13 protein-coding genes are annotated in these 18,752 nt (G+C 60.6%); 5 read left to right on the plus strand and 8 right to left on the minus strand.

The annotated features are described in order from the left end of the window. Nucleotides 1-10: 10 nt before the first annotated feature. From CTP10_RS37445 to CTP10_RS37470, 6 genes are read right to left on the minus strand one after another with little or no spacing between them, the layout of a single operon-like run. Nucleotides 11-1,210 carry a lipopolysaccharide biosynthesis protein gene (locus CTP10_RS37445; RefSeq protein WP_116318359.1) on the minus strand — a complete coding sequence of 400 codons (1,200 nt, stop codon included), beginning with the start codon at nt 1,208-1,210 and terminating at the stop codon, nt 11-13. After that, nucleotides 1,210-2,442: a polysaccharide pyruvyl transferase family protein gene (locus tag CTP10_RS37450; protein ID WP_116318360.1), complete on the minus strand. Its 1,233-nt coding sequence runs from the start codon at nt 2,440-2,442 to the stop codon at nt 1,210-1,212. Before CTP10_RS37450 ends, CTP10_RS37445 begins: the two co-directional genes overlap by 1 nt. Then, entirely contained in the window at nt 2,405-3,484 is a 1,080-nt protein-coding gene (locus tag CTP10_RS37455; RefSeq protein WP_116318361.1) for a hypothetical protein, read from the minus strand. Before CTP10_RS37455 ends, CTP10_RS37450 begins: the two co-directional genes overlap by 38 nt. Nucleotides 3,485-3,532: 48 nt before the next feature. Then, complete coding sequence (locus tag CTP10_RS37460; RefSeq protein WP_116318362.1) at nt 3,533-5,767, minus strand: polysaccharide biosynthesis tyrosine autokinase; 2,235 nt, start codon at nt 5,765-5,767, stop codon at nt 3,533-3,535. A 21-nt stretch (nt 5,768-5,788) separates the two neighbouring features. Continuing rightward, on the minus strand, nt 5,789-6,226 hold the full coding sequence (locus CTP10_RS37465) for a low molecular weight protein-tyrosine-phosphatase (protein WP_116318363.1): 438 nt from the start codon (nt 6,224-6,226) through the stop codon (nt 5,789-5,791). Further along, nucleotides 6,223-7,362, minus strand: coding sequence for a polysaccharide biosynthesis/export family protein (locus CTP10_RS37470; RefSeq protein ID WP_116318364.1), 1,140 nt, complete (start codon nt 7,360-7,362; stop codon nt 6,223-6,225). Before CTP10_RS37470 ends, CTP10_RS37465 begins: the two co-directional genes overlap by 4 nt. A gap of 795 nt (nt 7,363-8,157) precedes the next feature. On the opposite strand from CTP10_RS37470, the gene galU reads away from it, so the two are divergent. The 5 genes from galU to CTP10_RS37495 all read left to right on the plus strand — a co-directional run bounded on the left by galU (nt 8,158) and on the right by CTP10_RS37495 (nt 13,694). Continuing rightward, entirely contained in the window at nt 8,158-9,054 is an 897-nt protein-coding gene (gene galU, locus CTP10_RS37475) for a UTP--glucose-1-phosphate uridylyltransferase GalU (protein ID WP_116318365.1), read from the plus strand. 20 nt (nt 9,055-9,074) lie between these two features. After that, nucleotides 9,075-9,389 (plus strand): hypothetical protein, encoded by a 315-nt coding sequence (locus CTP10_RS37480; protein ID WP_116318366.1) that lies wholly within the window; start codon nt 9,075-9,077, stop codon nt 9,387-9,389. A 210-nt stretch (nt 9,390-9,599) separates the two neighbouring features. Next, nucleotides 9,600-10,415 carry an undecaprenyl-diphosphate phosphatase gene (locus tag CTP10_RS37485; RefSeq protein WP_116318367.1) on the plus strand — a complete coding sequence of 272 codons (816 nt, stop codon included), beginning with the start codon at nt 9,600-9,602 and terminating at the stop codon, nt 10,413-10,415. Between the two features lie 310 nt (nt 10,416-10,725). Beyond that, nucleotides 10,726-12,288: a phage integrase family protein gene (locus tag CTP10_RS37490; protein WP_116318368.1), complete on the plus strand. Its 1,563-nt coding sequence runs from the start codon at nt 10,726-10,728 to the stop codon at nt 12,286-12,288. Between the two features lie 275 nt (nt 12,289-12,563). Continuing rightward, entirely contained in the window at nt 12,564-13,694 is a 1,131-nt protein-coding gene (locus CTP10_RS37495) for a tyrosine-type recombinase/integrase (RefSeq protein ID WP_233528003.1), read from the plus strand. Nucleotides 13,695-15,237: 1,543 nt separating this feature from the next. On the opposite strand, the gene CTP10_RS37500 is transcribed toward CTP10_RS37495, so the two are convergent. Then, a complete protein-coding gene (locus CTP10_RS37500) occupies nt 15,238-16,209 on the minus strand; it encodes a ParB/RepB/Spo0J family partition protein (RefSeq protein ID WP_116318370.1) in 972 nt (323 codons plus the stop codon). Then, entirely contained in the window at nt 16,206-17,417 is a 1,212-nt protein-coding gene (locus CTP10_RS37505) for a ParA family protein (RefSeq protein ID WP_116318371.1), read from the minus strand. Before CTP10_RS37505 ends, CTP10_RS37500 begins: the two co-directional genes overlap by 4 nt. Nucleotides 17,418-18,752: the final 1,335 nt, after the last annotated feature.

Consider the following 18,752-nt stretch of genomic DNA (forward strand, 5'->3'; position numbering starts at 1 on the left):
GGGCAAGCCCCTAATCGAGGCCATGCCTGCGAAGCACGCCCATTGCAAGCGCACCAGTCTGGATCAGCGCAATGGTGAGGAATGACACCAGCATGATCTGCGCTGCCACGAGGTAGTCGAGCTGAGGATAGCGCCATGCCCCCAGGCCAATTCCTGCCAGCAGGCCGATGCTCGCAGCAAGAAAAATGGCGCGGGCCATGCCGAAGGATTTCAACAAGGTTCTCAGGCACATGACGACGGCGAACACGATCGGGAACAGCGAAAAGAAGCGCACATCGAGATCCCCATATGCCGCGCCGAACAGCATGACGACGAGGTGATCGCCGTACAGCAGCAACAGCACGCTCAGCACACCGGCCAGCGCGACGCCGCCCAGCACGAATATGACAGACGTCTTGGCCAGCGTCAGGGTGTCGTCCTGCTTGAATGAGGCCGCAAACCTCGGCATCAAGTGATAGCCAAGCGCCATCAGGATATATTGGGCTGGCAGCAGAACCGTCAGCAGAATCCGGAATTTTGCCGAGTCGGCAAAGTGTCCCAGCGAGCCCAGCAGCACGACCAGGCCCGGGCCGACCAGCCAGCTCATCAACTGTGCGCTCGCTGAACTTGCACCAAATGCCAACCACGTCCGCGGAGAGGCCGGCCTTCCCGAGACAATTTCGATCCGCCCATCGCGCTGGATGGCACCGGCCCCGAGCAACGTGGGGAGCAGGATCGCAGCGGCCAGCATCAGCATCGCCGCGGGCGCCTGCTGTATGTCGGACGCCAGGCCAATCATGGCAACGCCGCCACCGATCAGCGTGTGGCAAACCAGCAGCCCGGTATAGCCTCTCGCCTTCGCGCCTGCGGTCCGGAGCACCCAGTATGCGGTGTAGCTGGCGAACAGCACGGCGGCCGCCGCACAGGCCGACGTGCTCAGGCCATGCCCGTACAGGTAGAGGATCGAGCCCGCAGTAACCGGAAACACGGTTAGCACGGCAACCTCCATCGAGAAGCCCACGCGGAACTTTACCCCCTCGATCAGGGCCGGCTCGTGAAGGAAGGAGACATAGAAGATATTGATAAACACCACCAGGGACAGCACAACCGCAACCAGGCCGTAGCCTGCCACGTCCATGGACCGGGCGAGCGCCACGTTAATGCCGAACTGCACTGCCGTGTACGCGGCCTGTTCGAACACCGCGCCAAGCGCTGACAGCATGCGGCGCATTATTGCCCTCCCTCAAGCGAAGGCGCCGCCTTGATCCCTGCCTGCAGCGCCGACGATGGGCTTGGCATCGCCAGGGTCTGACCGAAAAGCAGGGACAAGCCCTGCGTAATGTCGTGGCCGAGCCGCGCCGATCTCTTGAACTGTGCTGCGCCCAGGGATCGAGCGTACGCCAGCCTTTCGATCAGGTCCTCAGCGCAGGCCGTCTGCCGCACCGCGAAATCACCGCGCCCGCTCAGCCTGAAGAACGACGCGACCTTGGTGTCCCAGACTATGCCAACGGACGGCACGCCGAAACTGAATGCGATGATGTTCGCATGCATTCTGTGGCCAACCATGCTCTGGCATCCCGCGATGATCGAGACCAGTTCCGCCGGGGATCTGGGCAGGATGAAGTCAACACCATCAGCGCCGAGCCGGTCGCGGACCGAAGTCGCGGCGATATTGTCTTCCTCTGCGCCGTTGGTGAACAGCACAACACTTTGGCCGCTACGCCGCAGTTTGGTCACCAGCTCCACGAACATGCCCATGCCCCGGCCCTGCTCCGATACGGTGGCAAGATCCGCGTTGTAGTTCAGTGATTCGACGTCCGACACACAGATTCCCACATCCCAGCGCTTTTCCAGCCCCTTGTCTGCATAGAGGGCGGAACTCAGGATGGCGGGGTCGGGAATGATGGTGACGTCGGAACACGTGCCCCCGGCGACGCGGACAAGATTGCGACGGGAATTCTCGTCCCTGACGGAGATGAATTGCGGCGCCGCCTGCCTGATGAATTTTGAGAGGAGATACCTCCCGACCTTGGACCAGCTGCCCGCCACGCCTACCGATACCAGGGCGACCTTCGCGTTCTTCCCGAGACACTGGGCCAGAAGGTAGAGCTTTAAGGGGAAATTCAGGTCTACATCGCACAGCAGTTGACCGCCGCCAATCACGACGATATCCGCATCGGCCAGTTGCTGCTTCCATCTGGCGCGCCACAGCCGCCGGTATTTCATCCAGATGGCAAGGGTCAACGCAGGAGTCCGTGCCCAGCCAGGCAACCGGGAGAACACTCGCATCAGGCGTCCCTTCTTCAGTGAGCTCTCACCGAGCTGGGTGCGCCCCGCGATGTCGAGGTAACTGATGCGGCAACCCGGCAAGGTCTGACGGATCAGGAAGCCCAGTGTTTCGGCGATCACGGCATCGCCGAGGTTGTCACTGAACGGCACCGCGCATATGACGACGTGCTTCATCTTGATTGGCCGAGGGCAAAGCTAGCAGAGGAATGAGGAACAAGCTGACCGACGTGAGATGGCGAACGTAGCTTCCCAGGTCCGGCTCGAATATGAACTGCACCAGGATATGCGCCACAATCAGCGTGGCAAACCAGCGGCGTTTGCGGTATTCCTCACCCGCAGGTGGCGTCCCGGACAAGCCGTGCAGGGCTACGCGGATGATCGCAAAGTGCATCAGCATCATGGCAAGATCGACCGGCGCGCGAAAGCTGATCACCGGCAACACAAACATGGCGGTGGCATACAGGTAGTTGACGATGAAGTTGACACCCGAGGTAGGCGGATACAGGTTCCAGATCATCGTCCTGTTGTCGCTACCGATGCTCAGCGCGTAATTGTTGGAGATGTCCCTGGGCGACTGGAGGATGTACAGGATCTCGGAGGGCGCTACCAATATCGCGCCCAGCAGGCAGACCAGCACGACGCCTTTCCATGCCGGTGTAAGCCGTGCCGACGCGCGGATGCCGAGCGCGAGCACCAGGATCATTGCGTAGTAGTTCCGGATGAATAGGGCATAGCATCCGTAGAGCACGATGCTCGTGACGACGAGGCCGCGGGAAGACACCGAGCGGGCCATGCCGCCTGCGACAAGAATGATCGTCATGGCGATCACGACGGTCTCCTTGCCAGGTGCGAGCAGGTTCAGCAGCATGCAGGGCAGGACGAAGAGCCAGCGCGCGGCCAGGTCACGCAAGCCCGCGACGCGGCTCGATGCCACCACGAGGTAGGCAACCCCAACGCTGGCGGCGACGACGTTCACGTACTCCAGGCCAAAGAAGGAAAACACCCTTGCGGTGGCGGCGAAGGAATCGTCGAAGTTGGACGAGCCGGTGACGAGGAATTCCAGCATCTTGTTCGAATCGGTCACCCACTTTTCAGGAAGCGATTCGCGACCGAAAAAATAGATCGTCAGATAGAGAAGGCTCAACAGCATGCTGGCGACGGTGGCCAGCCCACGCTCCGCAAGCACCCAATCGCGATCCAGTTTCGTGGCGTGCATTTCGATCTCTTGCTATCGGAGTGTCCCGATGGCCAATGCGTTAAGGTTTCACGATTTCTCGCTCTGGGAGTAGCCGTAGTAGGCATAGCGGTAGCGCCCATATTTGGAGCCGTAGCCATAGCGGAAGGCATTGGCATCGAGTCCGTTGAAGATCACCCCCTTCACGCTCACATTGACCTGCCCCAGTTGCTTGGCACACTCCGATATCTCCCCAATCGAACTCTTGCCAAAGCGCGTGACCAGGAAGACCGTGCCGCACCGCTCAGCCAGGATTGCCGCATCGGCGACGGCCAGCACCGGAGGCGTGTCGATCATGAGCAAGTCATAGCGGTCGCTGAGGCCTTCGAGCAACTTGACCATGCGCTCGTTGAGCATGAGCTCAGCTGGATTGGGAGGTATCGTCCCCGTGCCGATGAAGTCGAGCCCCTGGACGACGTCTCGGTGAATGACCTCTTCCAGAGTAAGCTTCCCGGCCAGCACGTCGGACAAGCCGGGGTCCCGGTCCTTGCCAAAATATTGATTCAGGTAGCCCTTGCGCAGATCGGCGTCCACCAGCAAAACGCGCTTGCCGCCCGACGCCATCAAGGCCGCAAGATTGACCGAGACGAAGGACTTGCCCACCCCGGCGGTCGCGCCGGTCAGCAGCACGCGGTTGTTGGTCGCATCCAGCATGGCAAACTGCAGCGAGGTCCGCAGGCTGCGCAGGCTTTCCACTGATGGCTCGTTCGGATAGCGATCCGCCAGAAGATACTGGCCTCGCTTACGCGAATGGATTTCCTTGCTGAGGGTTATCTGGTGCTCGGACTGGGGAACGGTGGCATACACATTGAGACCGGTATGCTCCTCGATATCCTTGGGATCGGTAATCCCGCCGAACAGGGCGTTGCGGACAAAGGCCACCACCGCGCCAGCCAGCACGCCAAGCATCGCAGCCAGGACGATGACGAGGGCCTTCTTGGGCTTGACTGGCTCTTCGGGCACCGGCGAGCTATCAACGAGGCGCACACTGCCAACCTTGCCGGCCTTCACCAGCTTGAGCTGTTGCATATTGTTCAGCATGCCAACGTAGAGGTCATTGTTGACCTGGACGTCGCGCATCAGGCGCAAGGTATCCTGCTCCAGATTGGGCAAGGCTTTCACACGGCTGGCGATCGATCCCACCTTCGCGCCGAGCGCGGCGATCTGCTGGTCGATGGCCTGCATGGAAGGATGGCCTGGCGCAAAGCGGGTCACAAGCTCGGCGCGCTTTTGCTTGAGTTCCAGCAGCGAGGTTTCGGCCGTCACGCTCTCCTGCAGGAATGCCTTGCCTTCTTCGCTGAGATTGAAGGTACCCCGCTCATTGCGCATGGCGTTGTATTTGACTTCGGCACGTTCGAGCTCGCCCTTCAACTGCGGCAGCAGGTTGTTCAGGAAGATCAGGGATTTTTCCGCTTCCGCCGCCTTGCGATTGATGTTCTGCGCCACGTATGCGTCACCGATCTCGTTCAGAATGGCCGCGGTCAACTTGGCGTCATTGCCTTCGAGCGAGGCGCCGATCATGCCGCTCTGCTTGCCCTTCTCCGCGATATTCAACTGAAGCTGCAACTGCTCCAGCGTCTTCAGGCGGGAGTTGCGCACAAGGTTGAAGGCAATGCCGGGCTTCGCCTTCAGTGCGCTCACCAGCAGCCGGAGCTTGCCAACGCCATGCTCGGCCTCGACGGTTTCCCCCACACGGCCCTCGACAGGCTTGTCAAGACTGCCCTGCTCCAGCCTGTAGCGCCCATCACCCAGGCTCACCAGTATGAAGTTCTCGCCTTGCAGCTCCTCGGGTATGTCGAAGGTGGAAACCGCGATGGATTCCGAACCCCAGGCGTATCCCCCCATGCCAAACAGGCCCGGATCGGAAAGCCCCTTCGACTGGCTTGCGATCCAGGCCCCGAGCAGAGGGAAATACTTCGGCTTCGCATCGATATAGAGTCGCAGATTGTCCACTGCCTTGCCGACAATCATGCGCGAGCGCAAGATCTCGATTTCCGCGGTCGCCTGCGTCTTGACGTCGAATAGCGAGGAAACGTCGCCCAGCAGGCCATTGGGGCTGTTCTGGCTGTCCTCAACCTGCACGAGGATGTTCGCCTCGTAAATCGGCCGGGCCAGGAACGCGTAGGCGACGCCAAGCGCAAGGATGGCAAGGCCGATCGCCGCAATGAGCCAGCGGCTTGCCACGAGTACGTCCAGATAGCGAACGAGTGCGATCTCTTCCGACTGACTGGGCGCCGCGACAGGAACGTAAGTGGAATGGTTCATTGGAGGCAGGACAGTATCGGTTTAACCCAAGGCACGGATGCGGGGCACCCAGGACTCCACACCGCGCTGGATCAGCTGCAGCGCGTTCTCGAATGCCGGACGTGGCCGGCGATAGGGATCAGGCACATCAAACTTGCCCAGTTCGCCCAAGCGGAAGACCCGTCCTGTGGTAGCGGGGTGCAAGCGCTGAATCTCTTGCCGCTGGGCACCGTCCATGACCAGTATCAGATCGGCGCGCCTGACCATGACGTAACTGAGCTGCTGGGCCCGATGTCCGGAAATATCCACCCCCTGATCAGTCATGAGGTCCACCGCTTCTCGATCGGCAGCCTGTCCGGTAAGCGCCCCCAGCCCGGCGGAGGCAACGTTGCCCTCGGGCAACGCCCGCTTGAGCAGCCCCTCTGCCATCGGGCTGCGGCAAATATTGCCGATGCAGACGACGAGTACGGTCTTGATCATTTGACTGCGTTCGCCGTGGACGTAAAGAAGTTTCCGCTCGGCAGCAGTTGGTTGATCACGCGGCTCCAGCGAACTACGCCTGCGGCATCCACGTAGACAACGTCCCGCGGCTGCAATTCGAACGCTTCGGCGAGGGCAAAGGCAACAGGGGACTTGCCGTCCAGGTGGAACACCTCGGCTTGTCCGTCCGTGCTCTTGCGGATCACGTAAAGTTCCCTGGCGTTAGCCGAGTTGGGGTTCAGGCCGCCAGCTTCACCAATGGCTTCACTCAGCGTGAGCCGGCCGTTTCGCGGCATCACCGGAGTCGGCTTCACGACTTCGCCGGTCACGAAGACCTTGCTGTCCTCACGTTGCTCCACGCGCACGATGTCACCGTTGCGCAGCAGGATGCGGGCCGGGTCGATGCCTTGCTGCAACAGCGCAGGCAGGCTGACGAAGTAAGTCTTGCCGTCCCGGGCGATGCGAATGCGGCTGTTGTCACCAGTCAAGACGTTCACGCCACCAGCGCGGTTGAGCGCTTCGACCAGCGTCATGGGCACATCGTCGATATTCTGCGGACCCGGCGTCTTGACCTCGCCGTCGAGGTAGACACGCTTGCTGCGAAAGGCGAGCACGCGTACGGTGACCTGTGGCAAGGTGACGACAGGCTTGAGCTGGGTGCTCAGTTGCCCGCGGATTTGGTCCGGGGTCTGACCGAGAACCTTGAGCACACCGGCATAAGGAAACTGGATGGTGCCGGCGGGACTGACGACGTAGCCCGGTATGTTGGCAGCCCCGCTGTAGCTCGGAATCTCGTAGGCGGTCCCGATCGAGTAGGTTTGCGTGGGGAATACCAGCTCCGGGTGGTCCCACACAACGATCGAGAGAATGTCACCGACGCCTACGGTATAGGGCTTCGGCTCGGCGAATAGCTCCTCCACCCCGGCGTTTGCTGGTGGTGTGGCGGCCTTTAGCGTGCGCACCAGCGCCGGTGTGATCTGCGTGACTTTAGGCACCGATTCGGGGTCCTCCGGATCGAGTGGGCGCTGTGGGTCGAAGCGCATTCCCGGCGCGAGTGCGCAGGAAGCCAGCAACGGAACGATCCCCAGGCACATGGCGGCCCTGCCAAACCTCAAGCTGCTTGAAAGCTTTAGCACGTCTCGATGATTCCCTTGTTTGCAAGAAGATCCGCATTCCCCGCCGTCTCCTTAGCGGGTTGAGTCGCGGTGATTCCGCTGTTCGACATGGCACACGTAGGTGCCTTTCCGCTTGTTGGCGTTGCCTGCGGACTTGAACCTGGCGGTTTTAGCTTCGTGTTACCTGGCGCGAAGGTGCGCTCTTTTTGCACTGCGTCATTTCGCCAATGACCGGCGAAGTTTATGGCGCGTGGGACTACATCTTCAAGGCGGAACCGGCGTTTTTAGCAAGTTTCCTATCCCCCCATCAGAGTGGAAACGAAATGGGGAAGGTTCGGCGTGCGCGATGGTCTGCGCTAATTGCTACCGCGATTTCGCAAGCGCCAAACGTTGCGCTGTTTTGGCGGCACCGGAGTTGGTCGTGACGGAACTGATCAAGCTGGCGATCCCCTTTTCGCCTGCAACCACGTCTTTTGCCGCATGCAGTCCCAACGCGTGGGGGGTACCGCGGATGCTGCGACGCAGCACAATTCCGAGCGGCACCCCGTTGCCGCTTAAGGGTGTAGGCGATTCCCTGTTGCGCCTACACCCTCTTTCTTTGCCGTCAGACAAATGCCTGACGGTGCCGGTGTGCGAGAGACGCAGCACGCTTGTTTAACCCAGAAGTGAGTATGTTTTAAGTCCGAAAATCTGAACGGCTCGGAACGGGGAAGTCCCTCAGCGTCGAAACCAGGCATGCGCATCCGCACTGCCGGAGTGCTTCATCGTTTCAAGGCCGTCTCAGCTTTTTCAAATTTTTAGAAGGGAGCAACTGAAATGACGAGTCGCGTTAGCAAAGCCGTCTTCCCGGTGGCGGGCCTGGGAACCCGCTTCCTGCCCGCCACCAAGGCCAGCCCAAAAGAAATGCTGCCGGTGGTAGACAAGCCGCTGATCCAGTACGCCGTGGAAGAGGCGATCGCCGCGGGCATCACCGAAATGATCTTCGTCACCGGCCGCTCCAAGCGCGCCATCGAGGACCATTTTGACAAGGCGTTCGAACTGGAAGTGGAACTCGAGGCCAAGAACAAGCGGGCACTGCTGGACGTCGTGCGCTCGATCAAGCCGGCCAACGTCGAGTGCTACTACGTGCGCCAGTCCGAAGCGCTCGGCTTGGGCCATGCCGTGCTGTGTGCGGCCAAACTGGTTGGCGACACGCCGTTCGCGATCATGCTGGCCGATGACCTCATCGATGGCGAGCCGCCGGTGATGAAGCAGATGGTGGACGCCTACAACCACTACAACTGCTCTGTGCTTGGGGTAGAAGAGATCTCGCCGGAGCAGAGCCGATCCTACGGCGTGGTCGAGGGGCGCGAGTGGGGCGAAGGCGTGATCAAGGTGTCTGGCATCGTGGAAAAGCCCGCACCGGAAGAGGCACCCTCGAACCTCGGCGTGGTTGGCCGCTATATCCTGACGCCGCGTATCTTTGACCACCTGCGCGCACTGAAGCCCGGCGCCGGCGGTGAGTTACAACTGACCGACGCGATCGGGTCGCTGCTGAGTCAGGAACAGGTGCTGGCCTATCGCTACCAGGGCACGCGCTACGACTGCGGCAGCAAGCTGGGCTACTTGAAAGCGACCGTCGAGTATGCGCTTAAGCACCAGGAAACAGGTGCAAATTTCCGCAGCTACCTGGAGGAGCGTGGCTATCACCTGTCTGACAGCGTGATTGCCTAGAGCGTACCGGAGACCCCTGGATGTCGGCACAAAGCGAGATTGCCAAAGCCCTCAAGCAATGGCTCGTTCACAACTCCTGGTACAGCGCGCACCCCGTCGACGAGGGCAGGTTCTACCGCGCGATGGCTGAGGTCATTGCCCACGCTGGTACGGTTTGGACCGACTCCGAGTTCGAGGAAGCCATCTACGATGTGATCGGCAGGGACCGAAAGGCGGTGTTCGCAGAATTCGTCTACGAGTACACCAGCATCGCGATGCGCATTCGCGACTACGAGACGGTTCGGCCTGATCAATTGTTTGCTTATGGCGTCAGTGGCTCGTTCGCTCGCTCATAAGCCAGATGCCCGTTGAGGGCCAGTCAAGGCCGCCCTGGCCACTCTAGCTGGCCACTCTAGCCGCCCATTCGAGGCCTCGCCGTCGCGGGGTGCGCGCGTATGCCGTGGGAGGTCAGGTGCGTCTCGCTGACGTGAGCCAGGTTCTCGGTTCTCAAGCGCGCTGACCGCTTCCCTTCCGAACAGCAAGGCAACCAAAAAGGTACAAGCCACATGATTGACTGGATACACCTGGGCAAGGCGTTTTTTCTCGGCATCCTTGAAGGCTTGACAGAATTCCTGCCGATCTCAAGCACAGGGCACCTGATCCTGATCGGAGGTTGGATCGACTTCGCGTCCCATGAGGCGCGCGTGTTCGACGTGGTGATCCAGCTCGGCGCAATCCTGGCCGTCTGCTGGCTGTATCGTGCCAAGATCATGCACCTGTGCGCGGGAGTCGTCCGGAGGGATCCGGAAGCGCTACGCTTTGCCACTGCGGTTCTGGCCGCCTTCCTGCCTGCAGCAGTCATCGGCGCACTGTTCATCGGGCCCATCAAGCACCGACTCTTCGATCCCGCTGTCGTCGCGACGGCATTGATCGTGGGTGGCCTGATTATCCTCTGGGTAGAGCGGCGCAAGGCAGTCCCTCGCATTCACACCATCGAAGATTTCGGCTGGAAGCAAGCCATCGGTATCGGTTTCGCGCAGTGCGTGGCCATGATTCCCGGCACGTCCCGCTCGGGAGCCACCATCGTGGGAGGAATGCTGTCTGGCGTGTCCCGACAAGCCGCAACCGAATTCTCCTTTTTCCTGGCAATCCCCACTATGCTGGGCGCCGCAACCTACGACGCGATGCGGCACTACCACTTACTCAGGACGGAGGACCTCTGGGCGATTGCCGCTGGCTCTATTGCTGCCTTCATCTCGGCGCTGTTCGTTGTCAATGCGATGATTCGCCTTGTGGCGCGACATTCTCTGCGAGTGTTTGCCTGGTATCGCATCGCGCTGGGCTTGCTGATTGCAGTCCTGACCGCTGTCCCGTCGCTATGAGCGTGGGATGCTCACTTGGCGCCCACCGTTACCTGCCTTTAGGAACGAGATTCGAGTGCGCAGGGCGCGCCGATTCCGCCACTGGGGCCCACCTCGCCTGTCCTACCGTCACTCGGATACGTCATAGATATGCCGCGGCGTGCAGTCACGCGGCCATGTGGCGGCTTAAGGCGGGACAGGAGCCCAGGCTTCGGTAGGCGTAGCGTTCCGCACAAAAATAATTTACATTGCGCTTTAGTCAGCATTTCCGCCCGGCTCCAGAGCGAGTGTGCTGAATATTGTTATAGGTCAAGCACTTAGCGCCGCCTCCATGGCTCAGGATCCCACTACCCACGCCGTCACCAAACTCACCCGCACCGAATTTGCCGTGGTCCGTGCCTATGCGCAAGGCATGCGGCCAGTGGACATCGCCAACCGCTACCTGGTAGATCCGGATGAGGACGAGCACCTGAGCGAGGCCCAGGCGGTCCAGCGCATCCTGGCCTTGCGCGACCGCCTCGTGCAGTTCGCCCTGCAGCATGGCCAGCCCGAGATCGCGAGCATGTTCGAAGCACTGCGCGCGCGTTCGGATGTTGGCATGACCCGGCGGGTAGACGCCGTCTCGGCGCTTGAGCAGCTTGGACAGAGCTACCCCCAGCCACAGCACGATGTGTCGCTTTGGTTCAAGCCGAGTCTGGCACGCCGGCTGGTAGCGGCCAATATCCGGCGGATTGAGGACCTCACGTCCCTGGCGAATCGGCGCGGCAGCAGTTGGTGGCGCGCGGTACCACGCATCGGCGCGCAGTCGGCCGAGGTCATCACGCACTGGCTGGTGCGCCAGCGCCCGGTCATGGGCGCTGCGGCGGTCAATGCCTATGTGCTGCCGCCTGCCGCCCATGCCCACCGCGACGCGCTGGTGCCGTTGACCTTGGCCCCCGGGATGCCGTATCCGGTGCCCCTCGAGCATATGCTGGTGCCAGCCCCAAATACCCCGGCAGGGCCGGCGCTCGCCGCCGATCTGGCGTTCGTACGCGCCTGGCTAGAGGACCGGGCGCCACATACCCGCAACAGCTATCGGCGCGAGGCCGAGCGGCTGTTGTTGTGGAATGCGGCGCGCAAGAAGGGGTTGACGGCGTTGGAGGCCTGCGATCTTGAGTCATATGAGGAGTTTCTTGCGGATCCCCAGCCGGCGGCGTTCTGGTGCGGCCCGAGCGGGGCGCGCGACAGAATGCACTGGCGGCCTTTCGAAGGCCCGCTGGGGACCAGCTCGGTGGCGGCCGCCCTACGGGTGGTTCGAGCGCTGCTTCGCGCATTGGTCAAGGCCGGCCACCTGCCGTGCGCCCCGCTCATCCCAAGGCAAGCCCCCGCCGCTGCGCCCTCTGCGCTGCGCGCACCGTCCAGCCAACCCGACGTGGAGGCCTTCCTTGCCTGGCTGGGGGAAGCACGGCACGGTCCGCGACATCGTGCTGCGCTGGTTGCAGCCCAACTAATGCGCAGCGCAGGCTTGCCACTGAGCGAGCTGGCGGTGCTGCGCTGCGCCAGCGTGCAGACCAGTGCCAACGGCACGGTATTGCACCGCCAGGGTTCGCGCCAACAGGTGGTGAGCCTTGATACCACCGTCCAACAGGCCTTACAGGCGCATTGGGCCGACCGCGGTTGGCCAGACATGATGCCACCGGCACACGCGGCGCTATTAGCCCCGACGGCACAGCCGGCCACGGCGCGCGGGCGTAATAAGCAGCTTGCGGGCGTGGCGGCCGGCTATTCCGCCAGCGGCCTGGATCAGATGCTGCGTGCTTTGTGGCGGCGCTTCTGCGATCAGTGCGAACGACCCTCGGAAGGCTTTGCACCCGGACAGCTTCGCACCCGGGCCCCTAAGGCCCTCAATCACTGACGCGGGACGCCGACTCCAGCCTTTCGGGCCTGCAATCCTGGTCTGTTTGAACGGCACATAGCCGCCTCTTATGATTTACCATTATCCGAATAATGGTAGTAAAAGCGAATATAATGGCTTCCGTTTGTTCGCTTGCTGACGTTTATGCTGACGGCCGCACGACTGTGCCCAGCCGCCCCTCTTTTTCGCGTTTGCTCTGCATGACATCCGCCCGATCCGCTCCACCCGCCTTGCCGCCAAGGGCGCCTCGTGGACCGAACGCACTAGCTAGCCCCGTGCTTCCCGCCGAGTTCTCCGATGCGCAGTGGGTCCGGGCCTGGCTCGATGCAAAATCGGCCCCGGGCGTGGGACTCCGGGGTACCACGCTTAGCCAGTACGAACTCGAGGGGCTGCGCCTGCTCTGGTACGCGAAGGCAATCGGGCGGCCGCTGGCAACGTGGCAGGTGACACATGCCAGCGACTACCTTGCCTTCCTCGGTAACCCGCCAACGTCGGCAATCAGCACGGAGCGGGCACGCAGGACGAGCCCGAACTGGCGGCCGCTGCATGGGCCACTTTCTGAGGCTTCAAGGCGCCAGAGTGCGGTCATTGTCGGCACCTTGTTCGACTGGCTGGTGCGGGTTGGTGCGCTGCGCATCAATCCGTTTGCCACGGTGCCGCGAGAGCGTGTCGCGGCGGGGCGTGGTTCTCAGCGACGCTTCCTGGAGTTCGACCAGATCGATGCCGTATTCGCGGCTATCGAACGTCGCGCCGCAACTACGGAGTGGGCACTCCTGCATAGGGCTCGGGACCGCTGGCTCGTAGCGCTGCTATTCCTGACCGGATTGCGTGCGTCCGAAGTAACCGCGCTGACGTGGTCGGACTTCGAATGCCAGGTTGGGCGATCAGGTCCCTTCTGGACGGTACGGATCCGGCACGTTAAAGGAGGCGAGGATCAGCTGGTGCCGTGCGACAACGTGATGGGCGAACTGGCACGCTTTCGGCTCCTTGTTGGACTACCCCCAACGCCTAGCCCGGCGGATAGCATGGCTGTCATCCCAGCCCTCGGCGGTGGACGACAGCCCGCAAGGCTCCCAGGTCCCAATCCTGCTGACCACCAAAGAAAGCTAAGCCGCCAATTGGGTACCCGCCAGGGGATTTATGCGATCGTTCGTATTGCGTTTGACGAGGCAGCTGACCGCCTGACTTCCGAAAATCGGGCAGATGATGCGGCTCGGCTTCGCGCGGCGTCGACCCACTGGCTGCGCCATTCGCATGCTACCCATCTGCTTCGAGCCGGCGTACCCGTTACCGACGTGCAGCGCGCACTAAGGCATCGCGATATCAACACGACCCGCAGGTACGCCCACGAAGCGCTTGAAGACGTTGCGCGTGCCTTGGCTGGAAAGATTTCCAGCGGCACATAAGCTCGCACCGGTCGAGACGGCTAGCGGATGCGATGCCCCATCCCTTGCTGAGAGGTCGACAAGCCCTCTTACGGTCAGAGCGCTGAGAGCTGCACCGGCCCTCGGCGGCACCCGCATTCCAGACAGCGCAGGAGCGACACCGTCCCAACTTGGGAAAGTCGGGCTCCAATCCCTGTGCGCTCGATAGTTCGAAATGTCCGTTACCAGCACTGACATCGCCCGGGCGTTGTAGCGCCCAACAGCAGGTCCCTCGAGTGGGGGGAGCCAGCGACGGCCCCTCACGTAATCCGGGGAGTATGCCCAGCGAGGTCTGGGAAGCCAGATTGGAATGACCACCCGCTACCTGCAAAGGCAGTGTCTACGGTGACAATTCGCAGCTCGCACGCAGGCGATCCCAAGTTGGGAACATCAAACAACCAACTGATGGAGACCGTCCCAAGTTGGGAAGGTCGAGCAACCGCGTCTCGACATCATTCCCATCCGGCAAGGTCGGGCACGGGGCACGCAGTCTGGCTACTGGCCCACGGCAGAAAGGTTAGGCAGCAAATGAAGGCACCATCCCAGGCCGCGAAGGTCAGGGATGGTGCCCCCCGACATTGTCACAAGATAAAAGGTCGGTAAGGAGTCCGGGCATCTCCCAAGGTTGTAAGGGCTGGCAAGTCAGCCCACGACCGTCCCAAGTTGGGAAAATCTGGCACTTAGTCTCGAGGGGCCAGCTCAAGCGTAGTCCGGGCGACCAGTCTCAACGCACCGTCCCAAGTTGGGAAAGGTCTCCCACCCGGTCGTGGCACTTCGCGTTGGGAAGGTCTGGCACGCAGTCTCGAGTACCGTCGCAAGTTGGGAGGTTTGGGCGCCCACTCGAGGTACCTCCCAAGTTGGGAAGGTTGGCCCCCCAGCCGAGGTACCGTCCCAAGTTGGGAAAGTTTGGCGCCCAGTCGAGCTACCGTCCAAGTTGGGAAGGTTTGGCGCCCACTCGATAACCGTTCCAGGTTGGGAAGGTTGGCACTCCAGTCGAGGTACCGACCCAAGTTGGGAAGGTTTGGCGCCCACTCGAGATTCCGTCCCAAGTTGGGAAGATGTGGCGCCCCGTCGAGGCACCGTCCCAAGTTGGGAAGGTTGGCACTCCAGTCGAGGTACCGTCCCAAGTTGGGAAGGTTGGCACCCCAGTCGAGGTACCGTCCCAAGTTGGGAAGGTTGGCACCCCAGTCGAGGTACCGTCCCAAGTTGGGAAGGTGTGGCGCCCCGTCGAGGTACCGTCCCAAGTTGGGAAGGTTGGCACCCCAGTCGAGGTACCGTCCCAAGTTGGGAAAGTTTGGCGCCCACTCGAGGTACCGTCCCAAGTTGGGAAAGTTTGGTGTCCACGCGAGATGCCGTCCCAAGTTGGGAAGGTTTGGCACCCACTCGAGTACCGTCCCAAGTTGGGAAGGTTTGGCACCCACTCGAGTACCGTCCCAAGTTGGGAAGGTTTGGCACAGAGTCGAGGTACCGTCTCAAGGGCAAAAAAAACCCGCTTAGGGAAGCGGGCTGTTTTGGAAACTCGATCTTACTTTGGTTGGTGGTGGAATGTTTCGCTGATGAGCTGTCGAATCTGCGTCTCCAGAGCCTCCGACATGGCCCCCACCTTGATCTTCACGGTGAAGCCATTGACGTCCTTAGTAATGGACCCGGCCTGTTCCTTGCCGGAAAAAAACTTGTCAATGCTTCGCTCACTGGCGGCGCTCGGCTCCGAGGCCCGTCGTGTTGCCAGGGCTTTGATGGCACCGGCGGCTTTACCTTGATCCATCCTGCCCGACGCCACGAGCGGCCAGATCTCCTTCGCCGCATCGCTCCCGGCTTCCCCATATTTGCGGATCGTCGTCACGATCGCTTCCGCAGCACTTCCCCCAAGCAATCGGGGCTGCAGGTCCAGGTCCTTCACGACAAACTCTGGCAATTGCGCGAAGCTGAGAAACCGGTAGAGACCGCTTTTGGAAAGGCCCAGCGCCTCCGCCAGCCGCACACGCGACGGAAATTCCTTCTCGGTCTGCCGAATGGACAGGGCGATTTCATAGTCGGCCAAATCATCGCGACTGATATTTTCGACCATAGCGAGGACGGCCATGTCCGCATCGGAGCAATCCGCGACGACCGCCTTGACAGTATCAAGTCCAAGCATCTTATGGACCCGCCACCGGCGTTCACCCGCCACAATCTGGTAGCCGGTTTCAGCGCGGCGCACCACGATTGGCTGCATGAGTCCGACTTCACGAATCGACTCTGCCAGTTCGGAAAGCTTGCCTTCGTTGAAGACGCGCCGGGGCTGCCATGGATTCGGGACAACATCTGAAACTGACAGTTGCGACGCAACGCCTGCTGCTTCAAGTTCCTGGACGCGGAGTTGCGCCACGGCCAGCGCGCCGGTGAGACCCGGTGCCGTCTGAGTACGATCGTTGCGCTTGACCTCGTCCTGTTGGATTGCCGACGTCTTGCGGATGCCCGCCGTCTTGGCCAGTAGCTGATCTCGCATATTGCTCATTGGGCGTTCCTCCACTTCTCTGCATAGATTTCATCCAACCATCGGCAATAATCGATAATCGGTTGGCGCACTCGCTGCAGCGACTTGGCTGCGCTATGCGTGCTGCTCACGTCAAACACTGTCGAAAACGCCAGAGCGCCGTTGCTCATCACTGAACTCGCCGGCACCTCGATCGAATGCAACCAACTCTCATAGGCGCTCTGCGCCCAGGCGCGCACGATCGGTGCTGATGAAGTACGCCCGTAGTCGACTTTGGAAAGCAGCAGCGAGACAAAATCGTATTTTTTGTCCGCTTCGTATTTGATGAAGCTTTTGGAAACGTCCGAGAACAGACGCCAGAATGACAGCGAACTGATGAAATCCAGGTTCTCCGGGACCATCGGCATGACCATCGCGTCTGCTGCCAGCAACGCGTTCAGGTTCAGGTAGGAAAGCGATGGCGACGTATCCATGAGGATGTAGTCGTAATGCTTGCGCAGCGGCTCCAACCCTTCCCTCAACACGGTCCAGAACCGGAAGCCAGGCTTGATCTTCTGCATGGCAGGCAGATGAAACTCTGCGCCAATTAACTCGGTGTGCGCCGGGATCAGGTCAAGGCCGTCCCAATAGGTCGACTGAGCTTGTGCCAGGAGCCCGCCTTCGATCTGCTGGTCGTAGATATACGGCAGAACCGTGTCTTCCGGGGCCACGTCCTTTTCTGCGTACAGCCCGCACAGCTCAGATAAGGAAGCTTGAGGGTCCAGATCGACTACCAAAACTTTTCGCCCGCGCAAAGTCAGCCCCTGCGCGAGACACATGGTCGTCGTGGTCTTGGCCGACCCACCCTTCAGTTGGGCGGTGATGACGATTTTCCCCTCGGGCTCTCTGGTCCCGGTGACCAGGGGGGTCTGATAAATGTCGGATACCCTTTGAACCCAGACACGCGCTTCTTGCAGCGTGAAGGTTCGGGTACGCCCCGTTCCCGCGGCGGTCCCGGGTGGTAACTCACCGTCGCCTTTGGTCGCCAGGTACTGGACTTGAGAGTGAGAGATGTTGCACATCTCCGCAATCTCCCCCGTTTTGAAGATTGGCGCCGTCTTTCGGGGCCGTGGCGCGAGGATCGTCTCTCGAAGTTCGTCGGTAAAAATGGAAACCTTTTCCGCGAACTGGGATATCTGTTCCAGCGGTACAGTTCGGTCGACTGCAGGAAGTTGGCTTGTTCTCACCATTCTGAGGTTTATCCAGAAAAATCGATAAAGTTCAGAATACAGGAAATGCTTGAGCAATGCCTCATAAATGGTTGTTTTCTAACAAAAGTTTATTCGAAAACAACAGTTCTGCCTAATTTTTAGGCAGAGCCGAAGGGTATTCAGGTACACCTGGTGCCCTTTGTATAGGAAAGCGTCACCACTCCGCCGATAGCGCCTTCAAGAGTTGGCACAAATGACCTCACCTTCATCGGCGTTGGATAGGGTAGGCAATGCGAAGGTGAGGTCATTTGTGCAGTTCGGCACAACTGGAACAATGCCGCCCGGCTACTTGGGCACAACGAACCTCACCTTCATCTCCGCTGGTTGGCATTGGGCCCGGCGTCGCACAATCAACCTCACCTTCCCGACACGTGAGGCTTGGGTAGCCGCTGGGAGATTCGAGGAAGGTGAGGTTCTATGTGCGGTACGGCGTCTTGCCTCCGGCGCTGCCGGGGGGTCTACGAGGCGGCACGTCATCTCGCCAAAGCCTTAAGGCAGCGCTGCACAACAAGCCTCACCTGGGCGAACATCCAATCACATGCGCCGAGGGTGAGGTTCCTTGTGCGAGGCAAGGATGGCAGGGATCTCAATAACCTTCCGCACAAAAAACCTCACCTTCAATTCGATGCACAAATAACCTCACCATGACCGCCATGCGTTTGCCGGAAGGCGCGATCCCAGCGACTGCGTGCAACCACTTAATCGACCTCACACTTAGTTGGGCTCATTCCATTGCGCCAGTGGTGACCTTATGGCGACGCTCTAACGCCAGTGGCTTGGAGATGGCTGCCCGCAGAAATGGGTACGCATATCTGTAGACGGCGGCCCGTGCGCAGTACTCGGCTTCGTGTCGCGGGGGTCTGTGTTGGTTTGGTTTTTTTTGAAGTAAACCACCGAACCTACAAACAAGGCACCCCAAACGCCTTACTCTTCAACGACTTAGGCTAGACAAGGTGAGGTGCATTGTGTCAAAGGTGAGGTGCTATGTGCTCCGATGGTGCGGTTTACTGTGCGAGAAGGGTGAGGTCTATTTAGCAACAAGGTGAGATTCTTTGTGCTGCTACCAGCAAGGTGAGATGTATTGTGCGGGACCTGTGCACAAGTCCGCGGGGCTTAGTCTGATCAAGGGCCAGGGTCCGGCGCGCAGCCGAGATAGGTGAGGTTGGTTGTGCCGTCGGTGAGGTTCGTTGTGCGCGCTGACTCCGTTTGACCGATGCCGAGAGGGCAACACTTGATGGTGAGGTTTGTTGTGTTGACAGGACCTCACCATCACATGCTAGAGTGCCCGAGCACAAAACGAGCGGGAAGACGAGT

The sequence above is a fragment of the Cupriavidus sp. P-10 genome, from assembly GCF_003402535.2.
Lineage (GTDB): Bacteria > Pseudomonadota > Gammaproteobacteria > Burkholderiales > Burkholderiaceae > Cupriavidus.